Origin of the sequence: Streptomyces iranensis, assembly GCF_017874715.1 — a bacterium.
GTDB lineage: Bacteria > Actinomycetota > Actinomycetes > Streptomycetales > Streptomycetaceae > Streptomyces > Streptomyces iranensis.
This window is the reverse complement of the sequence record NZ_JAGGLR010000026.1, coordinates 12,523-38,513: the sequence shown is the minus strand read 5'-3', so window position 1 is coordinate 38,513 and position 25,991 is coordinate 12,523. Positions and strand designations below refer to the sequence as shown.

General features: G+C 69.9%; 24 protein-coding genes and 1 pseudogene. 13 read left to right on the top strand and 12 right to left on the bottom strand.

All coding sequences use genetic code 11. From position 1 onward, the window contains the following. Positions 1-5 precede the first annotated feature (5 nt). Together J2Z30_RS38060 and J2Z30_RS38055 are read right to left on the bottom strand one after the other, a co-directional pair. Entirely contained in the window at positions 6-1,556 is a 1,551-nt protein-coding gene (locus J2Z30_RS38060; protein WP_078956778.1) for a globin domain-containing protein, read from the bottom strand. 351 nt (positions 1,557-1,907) lie between these two features. Beyond that, positions 1,908-2,540, bottom strand: a complete 633-nt coding sequence (locus J2Z30_RS38055; RefSeq protein ID WP_044572685.1) for an HAD family hydrolase — start codon at positions 2,538-2,540, stop codon at positions 1,908-1,910. Between the two features lie 162 nt (positions 2,541-2,702). Here J2Z30_RS38055 and J2Z30_RS38050 point away from each other — a divergent pair, with 162 nt between their 5' ends. From J2Z30_RS38050 to J2Z30_RS38040, 3 genes are all read left to right on the top strand, one after another. Beyond that, complete coding sequence (locus J2Z30_RS38050) at positions 2,703-3,209, top strand: hypothetical protein (RefSeq protein WP_044572684.1); 507 nt, start codon at positions 2,703-2,705, stop codon at positions 3,207-3,209. 67 nt (positions 3,210-3,276) lie between these two features. Continuing rightward, positions 3,277-3,756 carry a MarR family winged helix-turn-helix transcriptional regulator gene (locus J2Z30_RS38045; protein WP_044572681.1) on the top strand — a complete coding sequence of 160 codons (480 nt, stop codon included), beginning with the start codon at positions 3,277-3,279 and terminating at the stop codon, positions 3,754-3,756. Between the two features lie 115 nt (positions 3,757-3,871). Next, positions 3,872-4,327, top strand: coding sequence for a GNAT family N-acetyltransferase (locus tag J2Z30_RS38040; protein WP_044572676.1), 456 nt, complete (start codon positions 3,872-3,874; stop codon positions 4,325-4,327). A 32-nt stretch (positions 4,328-4,359) separates the two neighbouring features. Here the strand turns inward: J2Z30_RS38040 and J2Z30_RS51900 are convergent. Then, positions 4,360-5,602 (bottom strand): annotated as a pseudogene (locus J2Z30_RS51900) (SGNH/GDSL hydrolase family protein). Positions 5,603-5,995: 393 nt separating this feature from the next. Next, on the bottom strand, positions 5,996-7,384 hold the full coding sequence (locus J2Z30_RS38030) for a serine hydrolase domain-containing protein (protein WP_044572674.1): 1,389 nt from the start codon (positions 7,382-7,384) through the stop codon (positions 5,996-5,998). Between the two features lie 117 nt (positions 7,385-7,501). Here J2Z30_RS38030 and J2Z30_RS38025 point away from each other — a divergent pair, with 117 nt between their 5' ends. The 3 genes from J2Z30_RS38025 to def all read left to right on the top strand — a co-directional run bounded on the left by J2Z30_RS38025 (position 7,502) and on the right by def (position 9,122). Continuing rightward, on the top strand, positions 7,502-7,933 hold the full coding sequence (locus J2Z30_RS38025) for a MerR family transcriptional regulator (protein ID WP_044572669.1): 432 nt from the start codon (positions 7,502-7,504) through the stop codon (positions 7,931-7,933). Between the two features lie 58 nt (positions 7,934-7,991). Then, a complete protein-coding gene (gene trxA / locus J2Z30_RS38020) occupies positions 7,992-8,330 on the top strand; it encodes a thioredoxin (protein ID WP_044572667.1) in 339 nt (112 codons plus the stop codon). Between the two features lie 153 nt (positions 8,331-8,483). Next, positions 8,484-9,122, top strand: coding sequence for a peptide deformylase (gene def / locus J2Z30_RS38015; RefSeq protein WP_107073324.1), 639 nt, complete (start codon positions 8,484-8,486; stop codon positions 9,120-9,122). Between the two features lie 24 nt (positions 9,123-9,146). Here the strand turns inward: def and J2Z30_RS38010 are convergent, their stop codons facing one another. Both J2Z30_RS38010 and dnaB read right to left on the bottom strand, forming a co-directional pair. Then, complete coding sequence (locus J2Z30_RS38010) at positions 9,147-9,758, bottom strand: class I SAM-dependent methyltransferase (RefSeq protein ID WP_044572662.1); 612 nt, start codon at positions 9,756-9,758, stop codon at positions 9,147-9,149. 99 nt (positions 9,759-9,857) lie between these two features. Next, entirely contained in the window at positions 9,858-11,336 is a 1,479-nt protein-coding gene (dnaB, locus tag J2Z30_RS38005) for a replicative DNA helicase (protein WP_044572660.1), read from the bottom strand. Positions 11,337-11,796: 460 nt separating this feature from the next. Between dnaB and J2Z30_RS38000 the strand changes: the two genes are divergently transcribed. Further along, positions 11,797-13,137: an MATE family efflux transporter gene (locus J2Z30_RS38000; RefSeq protein ID WP_044572657.1), complete on the top strand. Its 1,341-nt coding sequence runs from the start codon at positions 11,797-11,799 to the stop codon at positions 13,135-13,137. Between the two features lie 180 nt (positions 13,138-13,317). Here the strand turns inward: J2Z30_RS38000 and rplI are convergent, their stop codons facing one another. The 4 genes from rplI to rpsF form a co-directional block, all read right to left on the bottom strand. Beyond that, entirely contained in the window at positions 13,318-13,764 is a 447-nt protein-coding gene (gene rplI / locus J2Z30_RS37995) for a 50S ribosomal protein L9 (RefSeq protein WP_044572654.1), read from the bottom strand. An 18-nt stretch (positions 13,765-13,782) separates the two neighbouring features. Beyond that, on the bottom strand, positions 13,783-14,019 hold the full coding sequence (gene rpsR, locus J2Z30_RS37990; protein ID WP_003978893.1) for a 30S ribosomal protein S18: 237 nt from the start codon (positions 14,017-14,019) through the stop codon (positions 13,783-13,785). Between the two features lie 85 nt (positions 14,020-14,104). Beyond that, the gene (locus J2Z30_RS37985) at positions 14,105-14,692 is read right to left on the bottom strand and encodes a single-stranded DNA-binding protein (protein ID WP_037954647.1); all 588 of its coding nucleotides are present in this window, start codon (positions 14,690-14,692) and stop codon (positions 14,105-14,107) included. Between the two features lie 83 nt (positions 14,693-14,775). Next, positions 14,776-15,066, bottom strand: coding sequence for a 30S ribosomal protein S6 (gene rpsF, locus J2Z30_RS37980; protein WP_020869989.1), 291 nt, complete (start codon positions 15,064-15,066; stop codon positions 14,776-14,778). Positions 15,067-15,295: 229 nt separating this feature from the next. On the opposite strand from rpsF, the gene J2Z30_RS37975 reads away from it, so the two are divergent. The 3 genes from J2Z30_RS37975 to J2Z30_RS37965 all read left to right on the top strand — a co-directional run bounded on the left by J2Z30_RS37975 (position 15,296) and on the right by J2Z30_RS37965 (position 17,948). Further along, positions 15,296-15,613: a hypothetical protein gene (locus J2Z30_RS37975; RefSeq protein ID WP_044572649.1), complete on the top strand. Its 318-nt coding sequence runs from the start codon at positions 15,296-15,298 to the stop codon at positions 15,611-15,613. Positions 15,614-15,731: 118 nt separating this feature from the next. Continuing rightward, positions 15,732-16,850, top strand: coding sequence for a lipid II:glycine glycyltransferase FemX (locus J2Z30_RS37970; RefSeq protein WP_044572646.1), 1,119 nt, complete (start codon positions 15,732-15,734; stop codon positions 16,848-16,850). Between the two features lie 66 nt (positions 16,851-16,916). Continuing rightward, entirely contained in the window at positions 16,917-17,948 is a 1,032-nt protein-coding gene (locus J2Z30_RS37965) for an alanine racemase (RefSeq protein ID WP_044572639.1), read from the top strand. A gap of 34 nt (positions 17,949-17,982) precedes the next feature. Here J2Z30_RS37965 and J2Z30_RS37960 read toward each other — a convergent pair whose 3' ends face one another. Further along, on the bottom strand, positions 17,983-19,467 hold the full coding sequence (locus J2Z30_RS37960) for a glycosyltransferase family 87 protein (protein ID WP_044572636.1): 1,485 nt from the start codon (positions 19,465-19,467) through the stop codon (positions 17,983-17,985). Between the two features lie 213 nt (positions 19,468-19,680). Next, complete coding sequence (locus J2Z30_RS37955) at positions 19,681-22,365, bottom strand: transglycosylase domain-containing protein (protein ID WP_044572634.1); 2,685 nt, start codon at positions 22,363-22,365, stop codon at positions 19,681-19,683. Positions 22,366-22,722: 357 nt separating this feature from the next. On the opposite strand from J2Z30_RS37955, the gene J2Z30_RS37950 reads away from it, so the two are divergent. The 3 genes from J2Z30_RS37950 (at position 22,723) to J2Z30_RS37940 (ending at position 25,988) form a co-directional block, all read left to right on the top strand. Next, complete coding sequence (locus tag J2Z30_RS37950) at positions 22,723-23,433, top strand: PadR family transcriptional regulator (RefSeq protein ID WP_044572631.1); 711 nt, start codon at positions 22,723-22,725, stop codon at positions 23,431-23,433. Positions 23,434-23,482: 49 nt separating this feature from the next. Beyond that, positions 23,483-24,565, top strand: a complete 1,083-nt coding sequence (locus J2Z30_RS37945; RefSeq protein ID WP_044572628.1) for an inositol-3-phosphate synthase — start codon at positions 23,483-23,485, stop codon at positions 24,563-24,565. Between the two features lie 85 nt (positions 24,566-24,650). After that, positions 24,651-25,988 carry an MFS transporter gene (locus J2Z30_RS37940; RefSeq protein ID WP_044572624.1) on the top strand — a complete coding sequence of 446 codons (1,338 nt, stop codon included), beginning with the start codon at positions 24,651-24,653 and terminating at the stop codon, positions 25,986-25,988. Positions 25,989-25,991: the final 3 nt, after the last annotated feature.

Genomic DNA, 25,991 nt, shown 5'->3' with positions numbered 1-25,991 from the left:
GCGTCCTATTCCGCGGCCGCGGCGAGCTCCTCGATGGAGTCGTGCCGGATGCGGTGCGACGGAATGCCGATGCCCATCAGGGCGTCGACGCCGCTGCGGATCATCCCGGGCGGCCCGGAGAGATAGGCGTCGAACGCGTTCCACGGGCCGTACTGCCGCACGGCGTCGGGCAGCCGACCGCTGAGGCCGTTGGTCGGGCCGTCGGAGACGACGGGACGGACCGCGAGCCACGGATGCTTCTGGGCCAGCCGCAGCATGGTGTCGATGTCGTACAGATCGTGATCGTTACGGGCGCCGTAGAAGACCTCGACCGGACGGTTGCGGCCGTGGTCGGCGACGTCCTCCACCAGCGCCTTGATCGGCGCGATACCGGTGCCGCCACCGAGGCAGAGCAGCCCGTTGTCGCTGGCGTGGTCGACCGTCATGGAACCGGCGGGGGGCCCGAGGCGGATCACATCGCCGGGGCGGGCCCGGTGGACCAGCGCGGAGGACACCCATCCGGCCGGGACGGCCTTCACATGGAAGGAGAGCAGCCCGTCGGAGCGCGGCGCCGCGGCGAAGGAATAGTGCCGCCAGACCCGCGGCCACCAGGGCGTTTCCAGTGAGGTGTACTGGCCCGCCAGAAAGGGGTACGGCTGGTCCGGGCGGACGGTGATCACGGCGATGTCGTGGGTGCGCGGCTCATGCCCGACCACCTCGGCCTGCCACCACGCGGGGGCGATCAGCTCGTCCTCGGCGGCCGAGTCGATCATGATCTGGGAGATCGCGGTGTAGGCCCGCACCCAGGCGGCCTCGGCCTCGTCGCTCCAGGTGGTGACGGCGTAGCGGGTGAGCGCGCCGATCAGGCATTCGCCGACGGCGGGGTAGTGCTCGGGCTGGGTGCCGTACTTGCGGTGGCCGCGGCCGAGCCGGGAGAGGAACTCGGTGAGGATGTCGAGGTCGTCGATGAGCCGGGCGGCGGTGAGGATCGCCTTGAACAGCCGGTCGCGCTGGGCGTCCATCGCGGCGGGGAAGAGCGGCCGCAGCTCGGGGTGCTGGACGAAGAGCAGCGCGTAGAAGTACGAGGTGACCTTGTCGCTGATGGGCTCGACCTCGGCCATGGTGCGGCGCAGCAGGATCGCGTCGGGCGAGGCGGTCTCGGGGACGGCGAACGGCGAGTCGGGGCCGGGCCGGACGTCCTGCGGGACCGGCGGCACCTCGTCGGGGCGCTGATGCTCCTCGCGCCCGCGGGCCGCGGGGCCGGGGTCGGGGTCGGCGGGGCCGTACCCCGCGGGGCCGGGGGCCCGGCGGTCGTCCGGGCGGCGGTCGCCGGTGCGGCGGTCGCCCGCTCCCGGACCGGGCGCGGGGGCCGGCTCCGCGGGCATACGGCGGTCGGCCTCGGTGCCGACCGGCCGTATCGGGTTCACCGGGCGGCTGGGCGCGCGCTCATCGCTCTGCTGGTCCGGGGCCCTGTGGTCCTCGGCCGGTTTCCTGCTCGGGGTGAACCAGCCCCAGTCGCCACTGTTTCCGCCGGAGCCGTCGCTGCCGGCCGACGATGTGGTGGTCGGAGCGTCCATGGGTGCCTCGCCTCGAACATCTTTCTGTCGGTCTTCGCACTTCCGCTGCCGGAATGTGCCCGCAATTCCCCGTCCTGGTGCACTGGTTCAAGCGAGAATGGTCGTGCCGACCCTCTCCGTAACTCTCTTCCGGGCAGCATGCCATGCTCGTTCCCCGTCCCGGGCGCATAGCCCGAAGTCCGGGAAATGGGGGCTGCGTTCCCGTTATGCTGGTTGGCCTGGGATGCCCGTTCTGCCCCCGTTACAGCACGCCGCACGGAACCGGACCTGACCCTACCGGCCCCGGATGAATTCACAAGCCCCAAGTGCCCCACATCTGTTACACCCACCAACTCACGTAATTACCGATAGTTACGTGTGGTTACCCATCAATTCGTAAGCCTCTCGGAGATCACGACCGGTATAGGCGTGGGATGCGATTTCGCTCACATGGTGGTCGGCGTTCACGGCGACCGAGACCGGAACCACCGTGAACAGTTCGGCGTCCGAGAGGGAATCCCCGTAGGCCACGCAGTGATGCCTGGTCAAGCCGAACTTCGCACAGAGTTCATCGGCGATCCGGACCTTCGCGGCCGGGGTCAGGATCCCCTCGGGATCCACCGGCTCCCGGAACGGCACGGCGGGCCACGCCGAGCCGTACGTGGCGTCCGCGCCCCACTCCAGCAGCCGCGACACGAAGAAGCCCGGCGAGAGCGAAATCACCGCACAGCGCTCACCCCGCACCCGGATGTCCGCCCACACCTCACGGATCCCGGCCAGCCACGGCGCCCCCTCGAACGCCGCCGCCACATGCTCCTCCGTCAGCGCCTCCCACAACGCACAGGCCCGCTCCGCGAACTGGGCCGTCGTCAGCTCCCCGCCCGCGAACGCCCGCTCCAGCGCGGCGATCTCCCGCTCCAGACCGAGCTGTCGGGAGATCTCGATCGCGGCGGCCGAGCCGTGGATGAGCGTCCCGTCCAGATCGAACAGATGCAGTCTGGTCATATCAACCGAGCGTAGATGCACCCGCCGGTCCCCACCGCCCCGGCCCGGCACCAACGTCCCGGCCGGACGCCAACAATCCGGTTCGCCCCCGCCACCGGGAGTACGCACGGATACTCCCGGCGTCAGACGCCCCGGGCGCCGCCGCGCCGCCACGGTGGGGGCATGCGGCAACTCACCCGCCCCGTGCGCCGGGGCCTCCTCGTCGTTCATGTCGTCGTCTCCGTCGGATGGCTCGGGCTGACCCTCGGGGTGCTGGCCCTGGGGATCACCGGGGCCATGGCCGGTTCGGCCGAAGAGGCCGGGGCGGCGTACCGGTCCATGAATGTGCTGGGCGACTGGTTGCTGATTCCGATCAGCCTGCTGTCGCTGGTCAGCGGGATCGTGCTGTCGCTGGGGACGCCCTGGGGGCTGGCGCGCCACCGGTGGGTGTATGTGAAGTTCTGGCTGACGATGATCACCACCGCCGCCACGGCGTTCGCACTGCGCGCCCGGATCGACTCCGCGATGGCCGATGTCGTGGCGGGGCGGGCGGTCGGGGCGACCACGGATCTGATCCTGGCGCCCTCGGTCAGCCTGGGCGTCTATACCTTCCTCACCGCGATCTCGGTGATCAAGCCCTGGGGGCTGACCGCCCGGGGGCGGCGGCTGCGGGCGACAAAGCGCCGATAATTGCATACGCGGTCTATTTCATCCCTGGACTATCCTGGAATCCGCTCACCCACCTAGGAGGGGTTTCATGCCGGACGAACCGCACGGCGCCGTCGCCCCGTCCGCAGGACAGGCCCTGGCCCAGGGCTGGTGCGCCCTGTCCTCCCTGCACGGCCGGATAGAGACGCACATCGAGCGTGCGCTGCAGGCCAGGCACGATCTGAGCGTCCGCGAATTCTCCGTGCTCAACGTACTCAGCGGGCAGCACGACGGCGACGGCGGACATCTGCAGATGAAGCAGCTCGCCGACTCCGTCGTCCTCAGCCAGAGCGCCACGACCCGGCTGGTCACCCGGCTGGAGGACCGCGGTCTGCTCGCCCGCTACATCTGCCCCGGCGACCGCCGCGGCATCTACACCGACGTCAGCGACGAGGGTCTGAAGCTCCTGGAGGAGGCGCGGCCGACGCATGACACCGCGCTGCGCGAGGCCCTCGCCGAGGCCGCCCGGCGGCCGGAACTGGCGCCGCTCGTCGCCGCTGTGGAGGGTCTGACCGGCACCACGTGCTGATGGGCCGGACGTGCTGATGCCGGGACGCGCTGATGCCGGGACATCCGATCCCCCCATGGCCGTGGGTCCGTCGCCGCCGTCGGGGGCTCGCGGGCCCCGGCGTAGGCTCCACCGCATGAGCGACTTCGAGATACGGCGCGCGACCGCCGATGACATCCCGGCGATCGTGGCCATGCTGGCGGACGACCCGCTCGGCGCCCGCCGGGAGTCCCCGGACGACCTGGCCCCGTACCGCGCCGCCTTCGAGCGGCTGGACTCGGATCCCCAGCAGCGGCTGGTCGTCGCGGTCCGGGAGGGCCGCACCGTCGGCACCCTCCAGCTGACCATGATCCCCGGGCTGTCGCGGCGCGCCGCCACACGCTCGATCATCGAAGGCGTCCGGATCCACTCCGAGGAGCGCGGCGGCGGGCTCGGCACCCAGCTGATCGAATGGGCCGTCGAGGAGTCGCGCCGCGAGGGGTGTGTGCTGGTGCAGCTCACCTCGGACACGACTCGTATCGACGCCCACCGCTTCTACGAGCGGCTCGGCTTCGAGGCCAGCCACATCGGCTTCAAGCTGCCACTGGCCTGAACCGACCTGATCTCACTTCCCCGCCGGCGGCCTCACAGCGTCGCGAGGTCGACGGCCTCGGCCATCCGCCGGTAGCCCGCGTCGTTCGGGTGCTTGAAGTCGCCCGAGTCGTACACCGGGTTCAGCCGCAGCGGATCGGACGGCGCGGCCATGACCCCCGCGAAGTCGACGACCGCGTCGAAGGCGCCCGAGGTGCGGATCCAGTCGTTGACCGCGGCGCGCTTCGCCTCGGCGCGCGGGGTGTGGTACTCGGCGCCCTTGAAGGGGAGGATCGTCCCGCCGATGACCTTGATCCCGCGGGCGTGGGCGAGAGCGATCAGCTCCCGGTAACCGGCGATCACCTCATCGGCCGACACCTGCGGATTGGGCTTGTAGGTGGGCAGCTCGACCTCGCTGAAGCCGATGTCGTTGAGCCCCTCGAGCAGGATCACCGACCGTACGCCCGGCTTGTCCAGGACATCGCGCCGGAAGCGGGCACCCGCCCGGTCGCCGTACCAGGCCGAGTCGTGCAGCAGCAGATTGCCGCCGATCCCGGAGTTGAGGACGGGGCGCGGGGTGCCCATGGCCGCGAGTCGCTCGGCCAGCAGATCCGGCCATCGGTGGTCGGCGTCGTAGGTCGAACCGAAGCCGTCGGTGATCGAGTCGCCGAAGGCCACCACCGTGCCGGGCTGCCGGGGGCCGCCGGTGACCTCGACATCGGAGAGGTAGTACACAGGAGTTGGTGGTCTCGGTGAAGGCTGTCCCGGCGCGGTCGGCACGGTGGTCGCCGTCCGCGCGGAAGCTGCGGGCGTACGCCTGGGCGTGGAAGGTGGCGGGGCCGGTCGGGCGGGCGAAGTACAGCGTGACCGTGACCGGCTGACGGGCCGCCACCCGCATCGGAGCCGCGTCGCTCACCGTCTCCCCGCCCGCCGGGATCTCCACCGATCGCCGGTTCCCGAAGGTCAGCGCGCGCAGGCTCGCGCCGTGGACGGAGGCGCCGTGCGCGGTACGGGCGATGGTCGCGCCCGCGATCCTCAGCGGCGCGGTGCCATAGCGGTTCGACAGCCTGATCCGGGCCGCCATGCCGCCGCCGGTGACCCTGACGACCTGACGCAGGGTCTGGGCGGTACGCCCGGCGAAGCCGCTCTCGGCCCAGTTCTTCTCGAAGCCGGAGCTGGGGCGCTGGACGGGGGCGGCCCACCCGGCCGACCAGACGGCCCCCGGCCGGTCGCGGCCGACCGCCGAGCCGCCGGACCGGGCGGTGGCCGTCCCGGAGGCGACCATGGATGCGGCCATGACGGTGCTGAGGGCGAGCAGGGAGGCGCTGAGACGAAGCGTGGACGAGCGCACGGCGGGGCTCCTGGGGGAGGGGAGGGTGACAGGTCGGATCAGGCCGCTCCCGCACGGAGATACGAGGTACGGGGGTACGGGGACACATGAGCCCCGACGCACCGACGCACCGACGCACCGAAGTCCCGGCGTACCGGCTGAACCGGCAGACCGGCGTACCGAACCCACCGGCGTACCCGCGAACCGACGTACGGGAGAACCGGAGACCAACCTGCCGCCCGCCGCACCGCCGACCCAGCCCCCAGCCGTGCGTACCACCGGCGGGGTCAGGCTACGGCCGCCGGATCCTCGACAACCCGCCGGAACGCGGCACTCCGCTCCCGCCCCGCCGCCTCCCCCTCAGAGCGCGCGCCAGCCCTCCGGGTCGACCCCGCCGGGCACCACGTCACCCGGGGCATAGGGCTCCCGGGTGAATACGAAGGTGCCCAGGTCCAGATGGGCCGGGGCGCCGCCCTCCCCCTCGACCACCCGCAGCGTCTCCCCCGCGTAATAGCCGTCGAGCCCCGTCCAGGTGCCGTCCGGCTCGGCCCTGAAGCGGGAGGCCCGGCCTCCCCCGGTGGCCGGGGACAGCTCCAGTCCGCGGTCCGCGCGCAGCCGCAGGTGGTGGGCGCGGGGGCCCCAGTACCAGGGGCCGGTCAGCGCCAGCAGCGCCGGATCGACCTCGGTCAGCGGCCGCCACGGCTCGGGGATGCGGGGCTCGCGCTCCGCCACGATCCGTATGAGGTCGGCGGCGATGGTGCCGATCGCGGGCCCCGAGGTGGTGTTGGCCAGCGCGATCCCGGCCAGCCGGTCCTCGGCGCTCACCCACAGCGAGGCCAGGAAGCCGGGCATGGAGCCGGTGTGGCCGTGGAGGAACCGCCCGCCGTGACGGACGAGCTGTGTCCCCAGGCCATAGCCGCCGTCCCAGTCCCCCTCCTCGGGGGCGACGGCGGGCGCCCGCATCTCGGCGAGCGACTCCGCGCCGAGCACCCGGTCGTCCCCGTCCAGCAGGAAGGCGGCGAAGCGGGCCAGATCCCCGGCGGTCGACCAGAGCTGCCCGGCCGGGCCCATCCGCCCGGTGTCCTCGGCCGGTTCGGGCAGCAGCACATCCGCCCAGGGGTGCACGGCCCATCCCCCGGCGTGCGGCGCCCGCGGCTCGAGCGACGTACGCCCCATCCCCAGCGGCTCCAGCACCTCATGCGCGAGCACCTCGCCCCAGGGTGCTCCGCCCAGCCGCTCGACCAGCGCGCCGAGCAGCGCGAAACCGGGGTTGGAGTAGTGGTGACGGCGGCCCGCGGGGTGGATCAGCGGGCGCTCGCCGAAGACATCGGCGGTCCCGGGCCGCAGCGCCCCGGGCGTGCGCTCCCACCAGGGGCCGCGGGCCTCGGCCGCGAGACCCGAGGTGTGGGAGAGGAGCTGGGCCACGGTCGCGCCCTCGGCCTCCGGCACGTCCAGATGCTTGGCCAGCGGATCGCCGAGGTCCAGCAGCCCCTCGTCGCGCAGCCGCATCACCAGCACCGCCACAAAGGTCTTGGTCAAGGAGCCGATGCGGTACTGGGTGTCGGTGTCCGGTGCGGATCCGTCCACAGAGCTGCGCGAACCCGTCCACACCAGCCGCCCCTCCCGCACCACGGCCCCGACCAGGGACGGGGCACGGCCCTCGACCTGGCCGCGGGCGAGGCGCCGCAGCAGGGCACGGCGGGTGGCGGCCAGCGGCTCGGCGAACTCATCCACGTCGGGTGTGGTCATATCGGCACTCTACGGCGATGGTCTGACACCGGTCAGTCATCGGTCGGCGGCCGGGTACCACCCAGCCCCGCACCGCGCTCTGGCCTTGACGCCGGGGTCAAGGTCTACCGTCAAGTCATGCGGATCGGAGAGCTGGCCGAACGGGCGGGTACGACCACCCGCACCCTGCGCTATTACGAGTCGCTCGGGCTGCTGCCCGCGCGCCGCACCGGCAATGGTTACCGGTCGTACGACGAGGAGGACCTGCGGCTGCTCCAGCAGATCCGCACGCTGCGGGACTTCGGCTTCGAGCTGGAGGAGACGCGTCCGTTCGTCGAGTGCCTGCGCTCCGGCCATCCGGCCGGTGACTCCTGCCCCGCCTCGCTGGACGTCTACCGGCGCAAGCTCGCCGAGCTGGACGAGTGCATCGCCCGGCTGAGCGCGATCCGGGAGGGGGTCGGGACACAGCTCGTCCAGGCGGAGCGGGCCCGTGCGGAGCTGGAGGCCGCGGCGACGGCGCCCGAAGGAGCCCCGGAGCCGCGCTGCGAGCTGACACCACCCGGCCCGTGAGTCCGCCGTAACCACAACAGCTCCACCCGCACGACGAAGACTCCAAGGGAGATATGACATGTCACTGACACACACCGGGGGAGTGGCCACGGTCACGGACGCCACCTTCGCCGAGGAGGTGCTGGCGGCCGAGCTGCCGGTGCTGGTGAAGTTCACCGCCTCGTGGTGCCCGCCGTGCCGGATGATCGCGCCGGTGCTGGCGGAGATCGCGCAGGAGGAGGGTCACCGGCTGAAGGTGGTGTCCCTGGACGTGGACGAGAACCCGTCCACCACCAACGCGTACGGGGTGCTCTCGATGCCGACCCTGATGCTGTTCCGGGCGGGCGAGCCGGTGCGGTCGCTGGTCGGGGCCCGCAGCAAGCGGCGGCTGCTGGAGGAGCTCGGCGAAGCGCTCTGACCCCGTACCTGACGCGATCTGACGCGCGCCGGAGCCGTGGCCGAACCGCCCCTGCTACGTTGGCCGGACATGACCATCAGCGGGGGCGGCCGTCAGCGGCCGTGAGCGGCCATCAGGCGGCCGGCAGTGGGGGCGGAAAAGGTGAGGTCAGCGTTGCGCGTCCTGGTGCAGGGGAAACCCGTCGACTCCTATCCGGCGCTGCCTCCCGAGGCCGAGCGCGGTTCCCCGCGCCGGATCACCGAGGTGGGCGAGGAGGTGCTCCGCCGCTCCTGCCGCGAGGTGACCGAGTTCGGCACACCCGAGCTGAGCGCCCTCATCGACGACATGTTCCTCACCATGTACATCGCCGACGGCGCCGGGCTGGCCGCCAATCAGGTCGACGTCGATCTGCGGCTGTTCGTCTACGACTGCCCGGACGACCACGGCGTACGGCACATCGGCCACATCATCAACCCCGTCCTGGACCAGCCCGACCCGGCCCATCGGCTGCTCATCGAGGAGGGCGAGGGCTGTCTGTCCGTACCGGGCGCGCGGATGGACGTACCGCGCACCGACCGCACCGTGGTCCGCGGCGCCGACAAGGACGGCAACCCACTGGTGATCGAGGGCACCGGCTACTTCGCCCGGTGTCTGCAGCACGAGGCCGACCACCTCTCGGGGCACCTCTACATCGACCGGCTCTCCAAGCGCGACCGCAAGGACGCGCTGCGGCAGATGGCGGACCGTCATGAGGAGGTCCTCGCCCGCCGCGTGGAGAAGGCGACGGCCCTGGGCCACCAGCTCCAGCCCTGACCGGTCCCGGTTACCGCTTACCGCTTACCGCAGCCGTCGCGCTCGCAGCACGGTGTCATGGGTGTGGTGGGTGCCGGCGGGGGCGGGAGCGGTGCGCGGACGGGTCTCGTTGACCACAACCTCCCAGTCGTCGTCGAGCACCCCGGCGACGTCGTCGGGCTGGTAGTAGTCCCCGGGGTCGAAGCCCTGCTCCGGGCGCGGGGTCAGATCGGCGAGGTCATGCGTGGCGAACAGCAGCGTGCCCCCGGGCGCGACGGCGGCCAGCAGGCCACGCAGCGCGCCGTGGTCCGGCTGACGCCTGAGCGGAAAGTACTGGACCGACACCAGGTCGAACGCCGCGGCCGGGAGCGGCGTACTGCTCAGATCGGCCCGCGTCCACGCCACCCGGCCCTCGATGTCCGCGGCGGCCGCAGCAGCCGCGGCGGCACGCTCCAGGGCGACCCGGGAGATGTCCACCGCGGTCACCTGCCAGCCGCGCCGAGCCAGCCAGACCGCGTCGCCACCCTCCCCACATCCCACGTCAAGCGCCTGCCCCGGCGGCATCTCGGCGACCTCGCTGACGAGCACCCCGTTGGGCGCCCCACTGAAGAGCTGGTCACGACTGCCGTACATGTCGTCCCAGAACTGTTTGTCCATGCCCACCAACCTGCCCCCGCCCAGGACAACCTGACAAAGTTCTTTGCGGGAACAGCAAAACGCGCGCCAGGCAGCAACTGTCAGGTCGGGCAATGACTGTCAGGTCTGGGCCATGTCCACGAAGCGGGAGTAGTGGCCCTGGAAGGCGACCGTGATCGTGGCCGTCGGGCCGTTACGGTGCTTGGCCACGATCAGGTCCGCCTCGCCCGCGCGCGGCGACTCCTTCTCGTAGGCGTCCTCGCGGTGGAGCAGGATGACCATGTCGGCATCCTGCTCGATGGATCCACTCTCTCGGAGGTCCGAGACCATCGGCTTCTTGTCCGTGCGCTGCTCGGGGCCTCGGTTCAGCTGGGAGAGCGCGATGACCGGTACTTCCAGCTCCTTGGCCAGCAGCTTCAGGTTTCGCGACATGTCCGAGACCTCCTGCTGACGGCTCTCGGGGCGCCGGGCGCCGCCGGACTGCATCAGCTGGAGGTAGTCGATGATGACCAGTTGGAGGTCATTGCGCTGCTTGAGGCGGCGACACTTGGCGCGGATCTCCATCATCGACAGGTTCGGGGAGTCGTCGATGAAGAGCGGGGCCTGGGAGACGTCCGGCATCCGGCGGGCCAGCCGGGTCCAGTCCTCGTCGGTCATGCTGCCGGAGCGCATGTGGTGGAGCGCCACCCGGGCCTCGGCGGAGAGCAGACGCATCGCGATCTCGTTGCGGCCCATCTCCAGGGAGAAGATGACGCTCGGCATGGCGTGCTTGATGGAGCAGGCGCGCGCGAAGTCGAGGGCCAGGGTGGACTTACCCATGGCGGGGCGGGCGGCAATGACGATCATCTGGCCCGGATGCAGCCCGTTCGTCAGGGAGTCCAGGTCGGTGAAGCCGGTGGGCACGCCGGACATCTGTCCGCTGCGCGAGCCGATCGCCTCGATCTCGTCGAGTGCGCCCTCCATGATGTCGCCGAGCGGCAGATAGTCCTCGCTGGTGCGCTGCTCGGTGACGGCGTAGATCTCAGCCTGGGCGTTGTTGACGATCTCGTCGACGTCCCCGTCCGCCGCGTATCCCATCTGGGTGATGCGGGTGCCGGCCTCGACGAGGCGTCGCAGCACGGCGCGCTCGTGGACGATCTCCGCGTAGTACTCGGCGTTGGCGGCGGTGGGGACCGACTGGACGAGAGTGTGGAGATACGAGGCGCCGCCGACCCGGGCGATCTCGCCGCGCTTGGTCAGCTCCGCGGCGACGGTGATCGGGTCGGCCGGCTCGCCCTTGGCGTAGAGGTCCAGGATGGCCTGGTAGACGGTCTCATGAGCGGGCCGGTAGAAGTCATTGCCCTTGAGGACCTCGACCACATCGGCGATGGCGTCCTTGGAGAGCAGCATGCCGCCGAGGACGGACTGCTCGGCGTCGAGATCCTGGGGCGGAACGCGCTCGAAGCCGGAGCCCTCCCAGGCGGAGCCGCCGCCTCCGTCGCGGTCCTGTCCATCGCGGCCCCGGCCGCCGCCCTCACCGCGGCGGAAGCGGGGGGACGGGAACCGATCGGACGGGCCGGAGTCCGCCCATGGGTCGTCCATGGGCTCGGGCACGCTCACCCCGCCACCTCCTCCCGTCCGCGAAGCGAACCTCGCCGTGCCCGTCCTTCTTACGGCACGGCTATGACACAACTGAGCGGCCGGCTTTCCGGACACGGCGCATCGGAGGCCGGGGCTTCCAGGACCGGATCGGGTGGCGGGCGCCGGACCACGGTAGGCCCGTCGGGACCGCCAGCCAACTTGGTTATCCACAGGGCATGTGGATGATGGGATCCATCCTGTGGGTAAGTCGCGCGAACCTGTGCACGGGCCGGGGGACAGTGCTGTGGACAAACACACAATCACCCCGAGAGCCCAAGCCTGACCTGCGGTTTCTCTATCCAGTGGCTGTGCAGAAGAAAAACTTCCGCCCCCAGCGCAAGATCACGACAAAGGGCGCAGAGAAGATCGTCCCGTGCGCCGCCTTGTAAGGACCGGGGGCAGCTTGTGTCTCTTACCTGTGGACGATTACATTGCCCTCATGACACAGGCCCCCACGAGCGCGCGGAGCACCCCGCGCCACCATGACCGCGAGATCATCGCACTCGCGCTTCCCGCCTTCGGCGCGCTCGTGGCGGAACCCCTCTTCGTCATGGTCGACAGTGCCGTCGTCGGCCATCTGGGCACCGCCCAGCTGGCCGGTCTGGGGGTCGCCGCGGCCCTGCTCGCCACCGCAGTCAACATCTTCGTCTTCCTCGCCTACGCCACCACCGCGGCGGTGGCCCGCCGGGTCGGCGCGGGCGACCTCGCCGGGGCGATACGGCAGGGCATGGACGGCATCTGGCTGGCCCTGCTGCTCGGCGCCGCCGTCATCGCCGTCGCCCTTCCCACCGCCCCCGCCCTGGTCGACCTCTTCGGCGCCTCGGACACCGCCACGCCCTACGCCATCACCTATCTGCGGATCAGCACCCTCGGCATCCCTGCGATGCTGATGGTGCTCGCCGCCACCGGTGTGCTGCGCGGTCTCCAGGACACCCGGACCCCGCTGTATGTCGCCATCGGCGGCTTCGGGGCCAACGCCGCGCTGAACGCCGTCCTGGTCTATGGGGCCGGGCTGGGCATCGCGGGCTCGGCCTGGGGCACGGTGATCGCCCAGAACGCCATGGCCGCCGTCTACCTCGCCGTCGTCATCCGGGGTGCGAGGCGCCATGGCACCTCGCTGCGGCCCGATGCCGCGGGCATCAGGGCCTGTGCCCACGCCGGGGCACCGCTGCTGATCCGTACGCTCTCGCTGCGCGCCGTGATGCTGATCGCGACGGCTGTGGCGGCTCGCCTCGGCGACACCGATATCGCCGCCCATCAGATCGTGCTCACCCTGTGGAGCCTGCTGGCGTTCGCCCTGGACGCCATCGCCATCGCGGGCCAGGCGATCATCGGACGCCATCTGGGGGCCGGCGACGAGGAGGGGGCACGGGCCGCCTGCCGTCGCATGGTGCAGTGGGGTATCGCCTCGGGCGTGACGCTGGGCCTGCTGGTGGTGGCTTCCCGGCCGCTGTTCATTCCCCTGTTCACCACCGATTCCGCGGTGCGGGACGCCCTGCTGCCCGCCCTGCTGGTCACGGCCCTCATCCAGCCGGTCTCGGGTGTGGTCTTCGTCCTCGACGGCGTGCTGATGGGCGCGGGCGACGGGCCGTATCTGGCCTGGGCGATGATCGCCACGCTGGCCGTCTTCGCCCCGGTGGCGCTGCTGGTGCCCTCGCTCGGCGGGGGCCTGACCGCGCTGTGGTGCACCATGGCGCTGATGATGTCGGTCCGGATGGCGACCCTGTGGCTGCGCACCCGCTCCGGCCGCTGGATCGTCACCGGCGCGGTACGAGGCTGAGCCCACGTCCCACCAGCCGGCCCCCGGCTCGGCGGAGAGCAGCACAGCGGAGGGCCGGCACGGCGGAGGGCTGGCCCGGCCACGGCAGAAGGCCGACACAGCGGAGGGCCGCACCCACAACAGGGGTGCGGCCCTCCGGTGCACTGTGCACGGTGCCGACGGCGACCGTCACGGCCGTCGTCAGTCGGCGACGACCTCGACGCCGACCTTGGCGGCAACCTCGGCGTGCAGACGGACCGAGACCTGGTGCGCGCCCAGGGTCTTGATCGGGGCCTGCACCTCGATGCGGCGCTTGTCGACCTCCGGGCCACCCGCGTCCTTGATCGCCGAAGCGATGTCGGCCGGGGTGACGGAGCCGAACAGCCGACCGGCGTCGCCGGCACGGGTCTTCAGGCGCACCTTGACGCCCTCGAGCCGAGCCTTGACCTCATTGGCCTGCTCGATCGTGGCGATCTCGCGGATGCGACGACCGCGGCGGATCTGCTCGACATCCTTCTCGCCGCCCTTGGTCCAGCGGAGCGCCAGGCCACGCGGAACCAGGTAGTTACGGGCGTAACCGTCCTTGACGTCCACGACGTCACCGGCGGTGCCGAGGCCGGAGACCTCGTGGGTGAGGATGATCTTCATGAGTCAGTCACCCTTCCCTTATCGCGCGGTGGAGGTGTAGGGCAGCAGCGCCATCTCACGGCTGTTCTTCACGGCCGTGGCGACGTCACGCTGGTGCTGGGTGCAGTTGCCGGTGACCCGGCGGGCACGGATCTTGCCGCGGTCGGAGATGAACTTCCGCAGCAGGTTCGTGTCCTTGTAGTCGACGTAGGAGATCTTCTCCTTGCAGAACACGCAAACCTTCTTCTTAGGCTTGCGAGCAGGCGGCTTCGCCATTGTCTCTCTCCAGTGTGATCAAGAAGTGTGTGCTGGTCGCCCTGACCAGACCGCGCGCTGTTTCACGTGAAACAACGCCTCGGGTCTAGAAGGGCGGCTCGTCCGAGTAGCCCCCGGAGTTGCCGGAGCCGCCGCCCCAGCCACCACCACCGCCGCCCTGGCCACCGGCCGGAGCGCCGGTCGCCCACGGGTCGTCGGCCGGAGCGCCGCCGCCCTGCTGCTGGCCGCCGCCGCTGGGGCCACCGCCCCAGCCACCGCCGCCCTGGCCGCCACCGCCACCGCCGCCGTAACCACCCTGACCACCGCGACCGGTGGTCTTGGTGACCTTGGCTGTGGCGTTGCGCAGGCTGGCGCCGACCTCGTCGACATCCAGCTCATAGACCGTGCGCTTGATCCCCTCGCGGTCCTCATAGGACCGCTGCTTCAGACGGCCCTGCACGATGACGCGCATGCCGCGCTGAAGGGACTCGGCCACGTTCTCCGCGGCCTGCCGCCACACCGAGCACGTGAGAAAGAGGCTCTCGCCGTCCTTCCACTCGTTGGTCTGCCGGTCGAAGGTACGGGGAGTGGACGCGACGCGGAACTTCGCGACCGCCGCACCGGACGGGGTGAAACGCAGCTCGGGGTCGTCGACGAGATTGCCGACGACCGTGATGACGGTCTCGCCTGCCATTGGGGGAACCTCTCGGCGGGTACTGCTGGGCTGCTTGCTACTCGTTGCGATTCGGCCCCGATGACCGCTGAACGCTTACGCGGTCAGTGGGTCTCGGGACGGAGGACCTTGGTCCGGAGGACCGACTCGTTCAGGTTCAGCTGGCGGTCGAGCTCCTTGACGACCGCGGGCTCGGCCTGCAGGTCGATGACCGAGTAGATGCCCTCGGGCTTCTTCTTGATCTCGTACGAGAGACGACGACGGCCCCAGGTGTCGACCTTCTCGACCTTGCCGTCGCCTTCACGGACGACGGAAAGGAAGTTCTCGATCAGCGGGGAGACAGCGCGCTCCTCGAGATCGGGGTCGAGGATGACCATCACCTCGTAGTGACGCATGTGGAACCCACCTCCTTTGGACTCAGCGGCCACGGTCGTTCCGTGGCAGGAGGGTCGTGATGCGTATCCGCTTCGGCGTCAGTACAGACACCACCGCGGACGGTACACAGTACCCGGCTCCGGCCGCCCGCTTGAAATCCGGGCGTCTTGGCCCGCAATCTGTACACATCGGGTGTGAGCGGCGTAACAGTTCGCCGCCTTGCTCTATGTGCCTACCTGGAGGTGCCCCATGGCACAGGCAGCACGGTCCCACCACGGCTTGTTCACCTTCCTGGACACCGACGGCAAGTCGCATCCCGTAGAGAACACGGTCGCCGTGGCGACCGTGGTGATCGGCGTGATCGCCTTTGTCACGGCTCATTTCCCCCACCTCCACCTGGTCAGCTCATGGGTCGGACTGATCGGGATGATCAGCGGTGCCTGGGGCCAGCTGAGGTCCGTGACCACCGGTGAGCGGTTCCTGCTGATCATCGGGCTCGGTGCCGCCGGGGTCGGCTTCTATCTCGGCATGGCACATGGCGGGCTCTTCGGCGGCGTGCTGGGCTGAGCGCGCCCGGAGCCCGGTTGTCCCCGGGCCCGAACGGGGCGTGTCCCGGTCGCAGTAGGCTTCGGCGCGAGAGCCGGAGCCCCGACCCTGGGGACAAACCTGCCGAGGAGCGCCCCACATGAGCCTGACCCTGAGGACGATCAGCCGAGAGCAGCATCTGGCGTACATCCAGAGCCTGTCGGCGGCAAGCCACATGCAGGTGCCTGCATGGGCTGACGTCAAGTCGGAGTGGCGCTCGGAGAACCTCGGCTGGTTCGACGCCACGGGTCAGCTCGTCGGCGCCGGTCTCGTCCTCTACCGTCAGCTGCCCAAGATCAAGCGCTATCTCGCCTATCTTCCCGAGGGCCCGGTCATCAACTGGTACGCGCCCAACCTGGAGGACTGGCTGCGTCCGATGCTCGCGCATCTGAAGCATCAGGGCGCCTTCACCGTGAAGATGGGCCCGCCGGTCATCATCCGCCGCTGGGATTCCGCCGCGATCAAGTCCGGCATCCAGAACCCCGACGTCAAGCGGCTGCGTGATGTCGAGGCCACCTTCATCGAGCCGCGCGCCTTCGAGGTGGCCGAGCGACTGCGGCGCATGGGCTGGCAGCAGGGCGAGGACGGCGGGGCCGGCTTCGGTGACGTCCAGCCGCGGTACGTCTTCCAGGTGCCGCTGGAGAACCGCTCCCTCGAGGATGTCCACAAGGGCTTCAACCAGCTGTGGCGCCGCAACATCAAGAAGGCCGAGAAGGCCGGTGTCGAGGTTGTCCAGGGCGGCTACGAGCATCTGCCCGAGTGGCAGCGGCTCTACGAGATCACCGCGGAGCGCGACCACTTCCGGCCCCGCCCGCTCAGCTACTTCCAGCGCATGTGGACGGCCCTCAACACCGAGGACCCCAACCGGATGCGGCTGTACTTCGCGATGCACGAGAACGAGGCCGTGGCCGCCGCCACGATGCTGATCGTCGGCGGCCATGTCTGGTACTCCTACGGCGCCTCCGCCAACCACAAGCGCGAGGTCCGGCCCTCGAACGCGATGCAGTGGCGGATGCTCCGCGACGCCTACGCGCTGGGCGCGACCGTCTATGACCTGCGCGGCATCAGCGACTCCCTCGATGAGACGGATCATCTCTTCGGCCTGATCCAGTTCAAGGTGGGCACCGGTGGGCAGGCTGCCGAATACCTCGGCGAGTGGGACTTCCCGCTCAACAAGCTCCTGCACAAGGCGCTCGACATCTACATGTCGCGCCGCTGACCACGATTCGCTGTCTCCCATACCTCCAATACACCGCGGCTACGAGAAAGGTTCCGGGACCGGTCAATGGCGCTCACCCTCTACGTCGACACCGCTCGCTGGCGGGCGCATCAGCAAACGGTGATCCAGCAGTTCCCGGGGATAGTCCCGGTCTGCAAAGGCAACGGCTACGGCTTCGGCCATGAGCGGCTGGCCGAGGAAGCCGCCCGCTTCGGCAGCGACATCCTCGCGGTCGGAACCACGTACGAGGCCGCCCGGATGAAGGACTTCTTCAGCGGTGACCTGCTCGTGCTCACCCCCTTCCGCCGCGGTGAGGAACCGGTGCCGCTGCCGGACCGGGTGATCCGCTCGGTCTCGTCGGTCGACGGCGTCTACGGCCTGGTGAACGCGCGTGTGGTCATCGAAGTCATGAGCAGCATGAAGCGGCACGGCGTCACCGAGGAGGACCTGCCCAAGCTGCACGCCGCGATAGAGAACGTCCGGCTGGAGGGGTTCGCCATCCACCTCCCGCTCGACCGCACCGACGGCCTGGACGCGGTCGAGGAGGTCATCGCCTGGATGGACCGGCTGCGTGCGGCGCGGCTGCCGCTGCACACCATGTTCGTCAGCCACCTCAAGGCCGAGGAACTGGCCCGGCTGCAGCAGCAGTTCCCGCAGACCCGCTTCCGGGCGCGCATCGGCACCCGGCTGTGGCTGGGCGACCACGACTCGACGGAGTACCGGGGCTCGGTGCTCGACGTCACCCGGGTCGCGAAGGGCGACCGCTTCGGCTACCGCCAGCAGAAGGCCGCATCCGACGGCCATCTGGTCGTGGTCGCGGGCGGCACCTCCCACGGTGTCGGTCTGGAGGCGCCCAAGGCGCTGCACGGGGTGATGCCCCGCGCCAAGGGGGTCGCCCGCGCAGGTCTGGCGACGGTCAACCGCAACCTCTCGCCGTTCGTGTGGGCGGGCAAGCAGCGGTGGTTCGCCGAGCCGCCGCACATGCAGGTGTCCATCCTGTTCGTGCCCAGCGATGTCCAGGCGCCCCAGGTGGGGGATGAGCTGGTGGCGCATCTGCGGCACACCACCACGCAGTTCGACCGGCTGTTCGACCGCTGACCCCACGCCGCCGGGAGGGGCTCCGGTCCGGGGCTCACTCCCGGTGGACGCCCCAGTCCACCAGCGCCGCGCCCTCATAGCGGGACGCGCGCCGCGCCTCTCCCAGCACGAACGCGTCCGGGGCCCGGTCCAGCACGCCTCCCCCGGGGTCGTCCGACCCGTCCTGGCGCACCGGGTCCCGCTCAGGCACCAGCGCGTCCCGGATGATCAGGGCACACAGATAGAGCGTCCCCAGCAGATGTACGGCGATCGCCAGCTGATAGCCCTCCGCCGGCAGCCCCCGGTGCTGGTCGCCGCTGCCCGTGTACGCGAGGTACATCCAGATCCCCAGGAAGTACATGACCTCGCACGCCTGCCAGACCAGGAAGTCCCGCCAGCGCGGCCTGGCCAGTGCGGCCAGCGGGATCAGCCACAGCACGTACTGCGGTGAGTAGACCTTGTTGGTGAGCACGAACGCGGCGACGATCAGGAAGGACAGCTGGGCCAGGCGCGGACGGCGCGGGGCGCACAGGGCGAGCGCCGCCACTCCGAGGCAGGCCAGGGCCATCAGCACGGTCCCGTAGGTGTTGACGTCCTCCAGGGAGTTCCCGGTGCGCTGGGAGATGATCAGCCACACGGAGCCGAAGTCCACGGGGCGCTCCTGGCTGAAGGTGTAGAACGTCTTCCAGCCGTCGCGGATGTGCAGTCCACCCTGCGTGCTGACCATCACGGGGAGGTTCACCACGAGCCAGGCGGCCAGGGCTCCGCCCGCGGCCGTCCAGAAGGCCCGCAGCCGCCCCGCCCGCAGACAGAGCACCAGCAGCGCACCGAGCAGCAGCCCGGGGTAGAGCTTGGCGGCCGTCGCGAGCCCCAGCAGCACACCGGCGGCCAGCGGACGGCTGCGGGACCACATCAGCAGGGCGGCGGCCGTAAGGGCGACGGCGAACAGGTCCCAGTTGATGGTGGCCGTGAGCGCGAAGGCGGGGGCGAGGGCGACCAGCAGCGCGTCCCAGGGGCGGCGGCGGTGCGTCCGGGCCACACAGACCGCGATGACCGCGGTGCAGACCATCAGCATGCCCGCGTTGACCAGCCAGTAGATCTGCTCCCGGTCCTGGATGGAGCCGCCGTGCGGGGTCATCCAGGAGGCGACCTCCATGAAGAGGCCGGTGAGGACCGGATACTCCAGGTACTGCATCCCGCCCGAGACGTTGTCCGGTATCCGGTCGAAGTACGGGACGAGGTCGAGGGCGAAGCCGCGGCCGTTGTAGAGGTGCGGTATGTCGGAGTAGCAGGCGTGGGTGTACTGGGCGGTGGCCCCGTAGAACCAGCCGCCGTCGTAGCACGGCAGCTTCTGCACCATGCCCAGGGCGAACATGCCGATGGCGACGATTGCCACGATCCGCACGGGGGTCCACCAGCTCGTGCCAAGCAGGGCCCGGCGCCCGGTCGGCCCACCGATCAGCTCGCTGCCGGCCGCGGCCACCGGGTCCTCGGAGGTCGGCCTGACGGGCTGGGCCTGTGGGTCCTCGCGCACGCTCATGGCCCCCATCCTGCCGTACGAGCCCCTCCGGAGGAGTCAGGACCGCCCCAGCGGCCGCTGAGCGCGCCGCGGACGCCGGGCGGGGCTCCGGAGTCGGGGAGAGGTGGACCAGAGGCGCAGAGAGCCGTCCAGGGCCTGGAACGGCGTCGGCCGCGCCGGAGCGGGTTCGCTCCGGCGCGGCCGAGAGGTGAACGGGTCGTACGGGACTGCGGGCTATTCCTCCCTGCGGGCCCCGGACGGGCCACCGAATATGCCACCGGAGCCGCCCGGGTCCTCCGTGGTCGGCGACGTGGACGGACCTCCCGGACCGCCGTTCGCGCCGCCGTTCTGGTTGCCGCCGTTGCCGTTACCGCCGTTGTCCTGGCAGTCCAGGTCCAGCGGGTCGCAGGTGCCCGTCGGGGTCGGGCTGCCGGACGGCGACTCCGAGGGGGACTCCGACGGGGATTCCGAAGGCGACTCCGACGGGGACTCGGACGGCTTGTCCGTCGTCGGGGTCGGGCTCGGGCTGGCGTCCTCGCCGAAGACCTTCTGGCCGATCGGGGTGGCCGCGGGGAAGTCCTTGGCCGGCACGCCCTTCAGGGCACCGCGCATGTAGTCGGCCCAGATCTCCGCCGGGAACGACGCTCCGTGGATCGTCTTCTGGCCGCCCACACCACGCATGGACAGGAACTTCTGGCTCTTGGCCTGGTCGTCCACCCGCCACATGCCGATCGCCGTGGACAGCTGCGGGGTGTAGCCGGAGAACCAGGCCGACTTGTTCTCGTCGGTGGTTCCGGTCTTGCCCGCGACCGGACGGCCGATCTTGGCCGAGGTGCCGGTGCCGTGCTGGACCACGTTCTCCAGGACGTCGGTGACGTTGTTCGCCACGTTCGAGTCGAACGCCCGCTTGACCTCGGCTTCCTGCTTGTGGTCGTAGACGGTGCCGTTCTTGTCCTCGACCCGCTCCACCGAGTAGGGCTCGGCCTGCTGACCGCTGGCCGCGAAGGTGGCGTACGCCCCGGCGAGCCGGATGGCACTGGGCGCGGAGGTGCCGAGCGAGAACGTCGGCGTGATCGAGGCCAGCTGCTCCTTGTTGAGCCCCGCGGCCAGGGCCGCGTCCCGCACCTTGTCGGTGCCGACGTCCATGCCCAGCTGGATGAACGGGGTGTTCACCGAGAACTGCATGGCGGTGCGCAGGCTGATCGGGCCCTTGTCCTCGTCACCGTCGTTCCGCTGGTGCCACTCCTTGCCGTCCTTGTCGTGCCAGACGGTTCCGTCGTAGTCCCGCAGGGTCAACTTGTTGTCGCCGTTGTAGACACTGCTCGGCGAGACCAGGGTGCGCTCGGAATCGGGTTGCTCCCGTTGGCCCTTCGGATCGCGGGCACCATTGGTCATCGCGGCCGCCATCACGAAGGGCTTGAAGGTCGAGCCCACCTGGACACCGGTGTAGTCGGCGTTGTTGCGGTAGTGCTCCAGCGCGTTCTTACCGCCGTAGATGGCCAGGATCTTGCCCGTCTTGGGCTGCACCGAGGCGCCGCCGAACTGGACGTGCTTGTCCACCTCGCGCTCCTTCGGCTTGATGCTCTCCTTGGAGACCTTCTCGACCGCCCGGGTCAGCTCACCGATCTTCTTCCGGTCGAAGGTGGTGTGGATCTGATAGCCACCCTTGTCCAGTTTTGACTTGCTGATGCCGGTTTGCGCGATGATGTAGTTGTCGGCGAGGTCGGTGAGGTAGCCGATCTGGCCCTGCTTGTTCGTGGCCACCTTCGGGTTCTGCGGCATCGGGAAGCCCTTGCCGATCCACTTCTGGGCCTCGGTCCTGCTCATCCTGTGCACAGCGACCTCACGCCGCAGGGTCCACTCCCAGCGCTGCTTGGCGCGCTTGGTGTTGGCCTCCTTGGTGGCGGCGGCGCCATAGCCGCCGTTGGGGTCGTAGAGGTTGGGGCCGTTGAGCGTCGAGGCCAGGAAGGCACTCTGGCTGGGCGTCAGCTTCGAGCAGTCCCGGTCGAAGTAGGCGCGGGCGGCCGCCTGGCAGCCGTAGGCACCGCGTCCGTAGTACGCGGTGTTCAGATAGCTCCCGAGGATGTAGTCCTTGTCCTTGGTCGCGCCCACCTTTATGGAGATGAACAGCTCCTTGACCTTACGCGTGAGCGTCTGTGACTGGTCGAGGTAGGTGTTCTTCACGAACTGCTGGGTGATGGTCGAACCACTCTGGGTCGCTCCACCCTTCGCCATGTTGACGACCGCGCGGGCGATACCCATCGGGTCGACGCCGCTGTCGTCGTAGAAGCTGGCGTTCTCCGCGGAGATCACCGCGTTCTGCATGGACTTGGGGATTTTGCTGAGGGGGACGATCTGGCGGTTGAGGTCACCACCGCCGGAGACCACCATCTGCTTGCCGTCCGCCCAGTAGTAGACGTTCTTCTGGGTCTGGGAGGCGGCCTGGGCGGTCGGCACCTCCACCAGCCACAGCCCTATGCCGACGGCGCCGAGCAGCACCGCGAAGAAGAAGATGAAGGTTCCCGTCACCAGCCTCCAGGACGGTACCCAGCGCCGGAACCCCGACCGCCCGCCGCGCGGGTAGTCGATAAAGCGTTTCTTGCCGGGGGGCCCATCACCCCCCGGGCCACGTCCGCGGCCACCGCCGGTCCCCCGCCGGCCGCCTCCGCGACCGCCGGGGCCCGCGCCGGCCGCGCTCGCCTCGGTTCCTCGTCTACGGCCACCGCTGCGTTGGGCGGCCCGGCGGGCCGCCGCGCGGCCACCGTAAGGGCGCTCTTCCCCCTGCGGGGTGGCGCCCGACCCGGCTGCGGCGTTGTGCGTCGGTGCTGCGCGGCGGCCGGACGACTGCTGTCCGGCTCGCCGGGCCGCTGCTCGTCCGCCGCCTTGGGGTTGCGGCGGCTTGCGACGGTGCTCGCTCATGGAACGACTTCTCCTCGGGCAGGCGCTATCGCCTGAAAGCGGCAGATGGCTTCCGGTCCCCCCAATGTGCGATCCGGTCGCACCAGGCAACCGGACGCACTGCATCCGGGACGAGGACGCATCGCGGCGTCACTTGGTTCCCATAGGTCTGCATGGCGAACAGAGTACGCACGGTCAAAACCCGCCCAGCCGCCACCTTCGCTCCATAACCGTCAGATTGAGTGTCTCGAATTGGTGATGTGACGGCGTTCACCGTGGTCCCTCTTGTCCCTTCCCGCACACAGTTCTATCGTCTTGATGTATCGAGTCGATACATCAGCTCGACATAGCGGGCCCGGAGGAGAGGAGAGGCGGGGAATGAGCAGACGCTCAGGCGTCCTGGAGTTCGCCGTTCTCGGCCTGCTGCGCGAGTCACCGATGCACGGATACGAGCTGCGGAAGCGGCTCAACACCTCACTCGGGGTGTTCCGCGCGTTCAGCTACGGCAGCCTCTATCCCTGCCTCAAGACGCTGGTCGGCAACGGCTGGTTGATCGAGGAGTCCGGCAGCACCTCCCCGGACGCTCTCGCGGCGCCGCTCTCCGGCCGCCGGGCGAAGATCGTCTACCGGCTCACGGCGGCGGGGAAGGAGCGGTTCGAGGAGCTGCTCTCCCACACCGGGCCGGACGCCTGGGAGGACGAGCACTTCGGCGTCCGGTTCGCCTTCTTCGGCCAGACGTCACGAGACGTTCGGATGCGGGTGCTGGAGGGGCGGCGCAGCCGCCTGGAGGAGCGCCTGGACAAGATGCGCGCCGCCATGGCCCGTACCCGCGAGCGCCTGGACGACTACACCCTTGAGCTGCAGCGACACGGTATGGAGTCGGTGGAGCGCGAGGTGCGCTGGCTGAACGAGCTGATCGAGAGTGAGCGGGCCGGGCGCAATCGGCGCGACGGCACCGCCGGGCAGGTCCGGACGACCGAGCGGGACGAGGACCGGCCGCCACAGCAGGACCAGTCAGAAGATGCGGACGGCCCGCCCCGGCACCGGGGTGGTTCCCGGCCGGATCCGTCCGATGACACCGCCAAGTGAGGCCCGGCATCCGCGGGGCCTCGTCCAGTACACACAGGGAGCAACCGGAATGGGTTCGGTTCGTGTAGCCATCGTCGGTGTGGGCAACTGCGCCGCCTCGCTGGTGCAGGGCGTCGAGTACTACAAGGACGCCGACCCGGACACCCGCGTGCCGGGTCTGATGCACGTGCAGTTCGGCGACTACCACGTGAAGGACGTGGAGTTCGTGGCCGCCTTCGACGTGGACGCGAAGAAGGTCGGCCTGGACCTCGCGGACGCCATCGGCGCCAGCGAGAACAACACCATCAAGATCTGCGACGTGCCGACGGCCGGTGTCACGGTCCAGCGCGGCCACACGCTCGACGGACTCGGCAAGTACTACCGCGAGACCATCGACGAGTCCGACGAGGCCCCGGTCGACGTCGTCCAGGTCCTCAAGGACAAGCAGGTCGACGTTCTGGTCTGCTACCTCCCGGTCGGCTCCGAGGACGCCGCCAAGTACTACGCCCAGTGCGCCATCGACGCGAAGGTCGCCTTCGTCAACGCGCTCCCGGTCTTCATCGCCGGCACCAAGGAGTGGGCGGACAAGTTCACCGAGGCCGGGGTGCCGATCGTCGGTGACGACATCAAGTCGCAGGTCGGCGCGACCATCACGCACCGTGTGATGGCCAAGCTGTTCGAGGACCGGGGCGTCATCCTGGACCGCACCATGCAGCTGAACGTCGGCGGCAACATGGACTTCAAGAACATGCTCGAGCGGGAGCGCCTGGAGTCCAAGAAGATCTCCAAGACCCAGGCCGTCACCTCGCAGATCCCCGACCGCGACCTGGGCGCCGACAACGTCCACATCGGCCCCTCGGACTTCGTGGCCTGGCTGGACGACCGCAAGTGGGCCTATGTCCGCCTGGAGGGCCGCGCGTTCGGCGATGTCCCGCTGAACCTGGAGTACAAGCTCGAGGTGTGGGACTCCCCGAACTCCGCGGGTGTCATCATCGACGCGCTGCGCGCCGCGAAGATCGCCAAGGACCGCGGCATCGGCGGCCCGATCCTCTCGGCCTCCTCGTACTTCATGAAGTCGCCTCCGGTGCAGTACTTCGACAACGAGGCGCAGGAGAACGTCGAGAAGTTCATCAGGGGCGAGGTCGAGCGCTGAAGCACCATGCGCTGATTCCCGCCGCGTGATCACGGGCCTCCGGGTAATACACCCGGAGGCCCGTGCGGTGTGTGAGGCTGACGCCATGCCTGTTGTGCGTGATCTCCGCGTACTGCTGCAACTGCGGGACTTCCGCCGCCTGCTGGCCATCCGGCTGCTGTCCCAATCGGCCGACGGCGTCTACCAGGTGGCGCTCGCCACCTATGTGGTCTTCTCCCCGGAGAAGGAGACCTCCGCCGCGGCCATCGCCTCCGCCATGGCCGTCCTGCTGCTCCCCTACTCCCTGCTCGGGCCCTTCGCCGGGGTGCTGCTGGACCGCTGGCGCCGGCGGCAGGTGCTGCTCTACGGAAATCTGCTGCGCTCGGGGCTGGCCGCCGGAACCGCCGTGCTGGTGCTTGGCCAGGTGCCGGAGTGGCTCTTCTATGTCTCGGCCCTGTCGGTGACGGCCGTCAACCGCTTTGTGCTGGCCGGTCTTTCGGCGGCCCTGCCCCGGGTCGTGGACAGCCAGGAGCGCCTGGTCATGGCCAACTCCCTCTCGCCCACGGCCGGAACGCTCGCCGCCACGGCCGGGGGCAGCCTCGCCTTCATCGTCCGACTGTCGGGTCCGGGAGGCACCTCCTCGGACGCGCTGGTCGTCCTGGTGGGCGCCGCGCTCTACCTCATCGCCGGGCTCACGGCCCTGCTGATGGCACCGGGTCTGCTGGGGCCGGACCCCGCGGCCCTTCAGCCCCGCCTCTCCGCGGCCCTGATGAGCACCGCGCGGGGCTTGGTCGCGGGCGTACGCCATCTGCTGGAGCGCCGGGATCCCACCGTGGCGCTGACCGCGATGACACTGATGCGCTTCTGCTACGGCGCGCTCACGGTGACGGTGCTGATGCTCTGCCGCTACGCATGGGCCGACACCGAGTCCCAGGGGCTCGCGCTTCTGGGACTGGCCGTCGGCGTCTCCGGCGCGGGCTTCTTCGCGGCAGCGGTGATCACGCCATGGGCGGTGGGCCGGCTCGCGGCCCGTTCACCCTCCCAGCCGGACGGACGGCTCTCCTGGGTGATGGTGTGCGCGGGGAGCGCGGCTCTCCTGGAGCCGGGGCTCGGACTGCCCTTCGAACCCGCTCCCATGCTGATCGCCGCGTTTGTCCTCGGACTGATCACCCAGGGCGCGAAGATCGCCACCGACACCGTGGTGCAGTCCGCCATCGCCGATGACTTCCGCGGGCGGATCTTCTCCCTCTACGACGTGTTGTTCAATGTCGCCTTCGTGGGAGCCGCGGCGGTCGCCGCGGTGATACTGCCGCCGGACGGCAGATCGGCCGCACTGCTGATCTGTGTGGCACTGCTCTACGCGGTCACCGCGCTCCTGGTGAGGTTTCACGTGAAACATGACCGGCAGAGCGCCAAGCGGGTCGATGTTTCACGTGAAACATGAGTG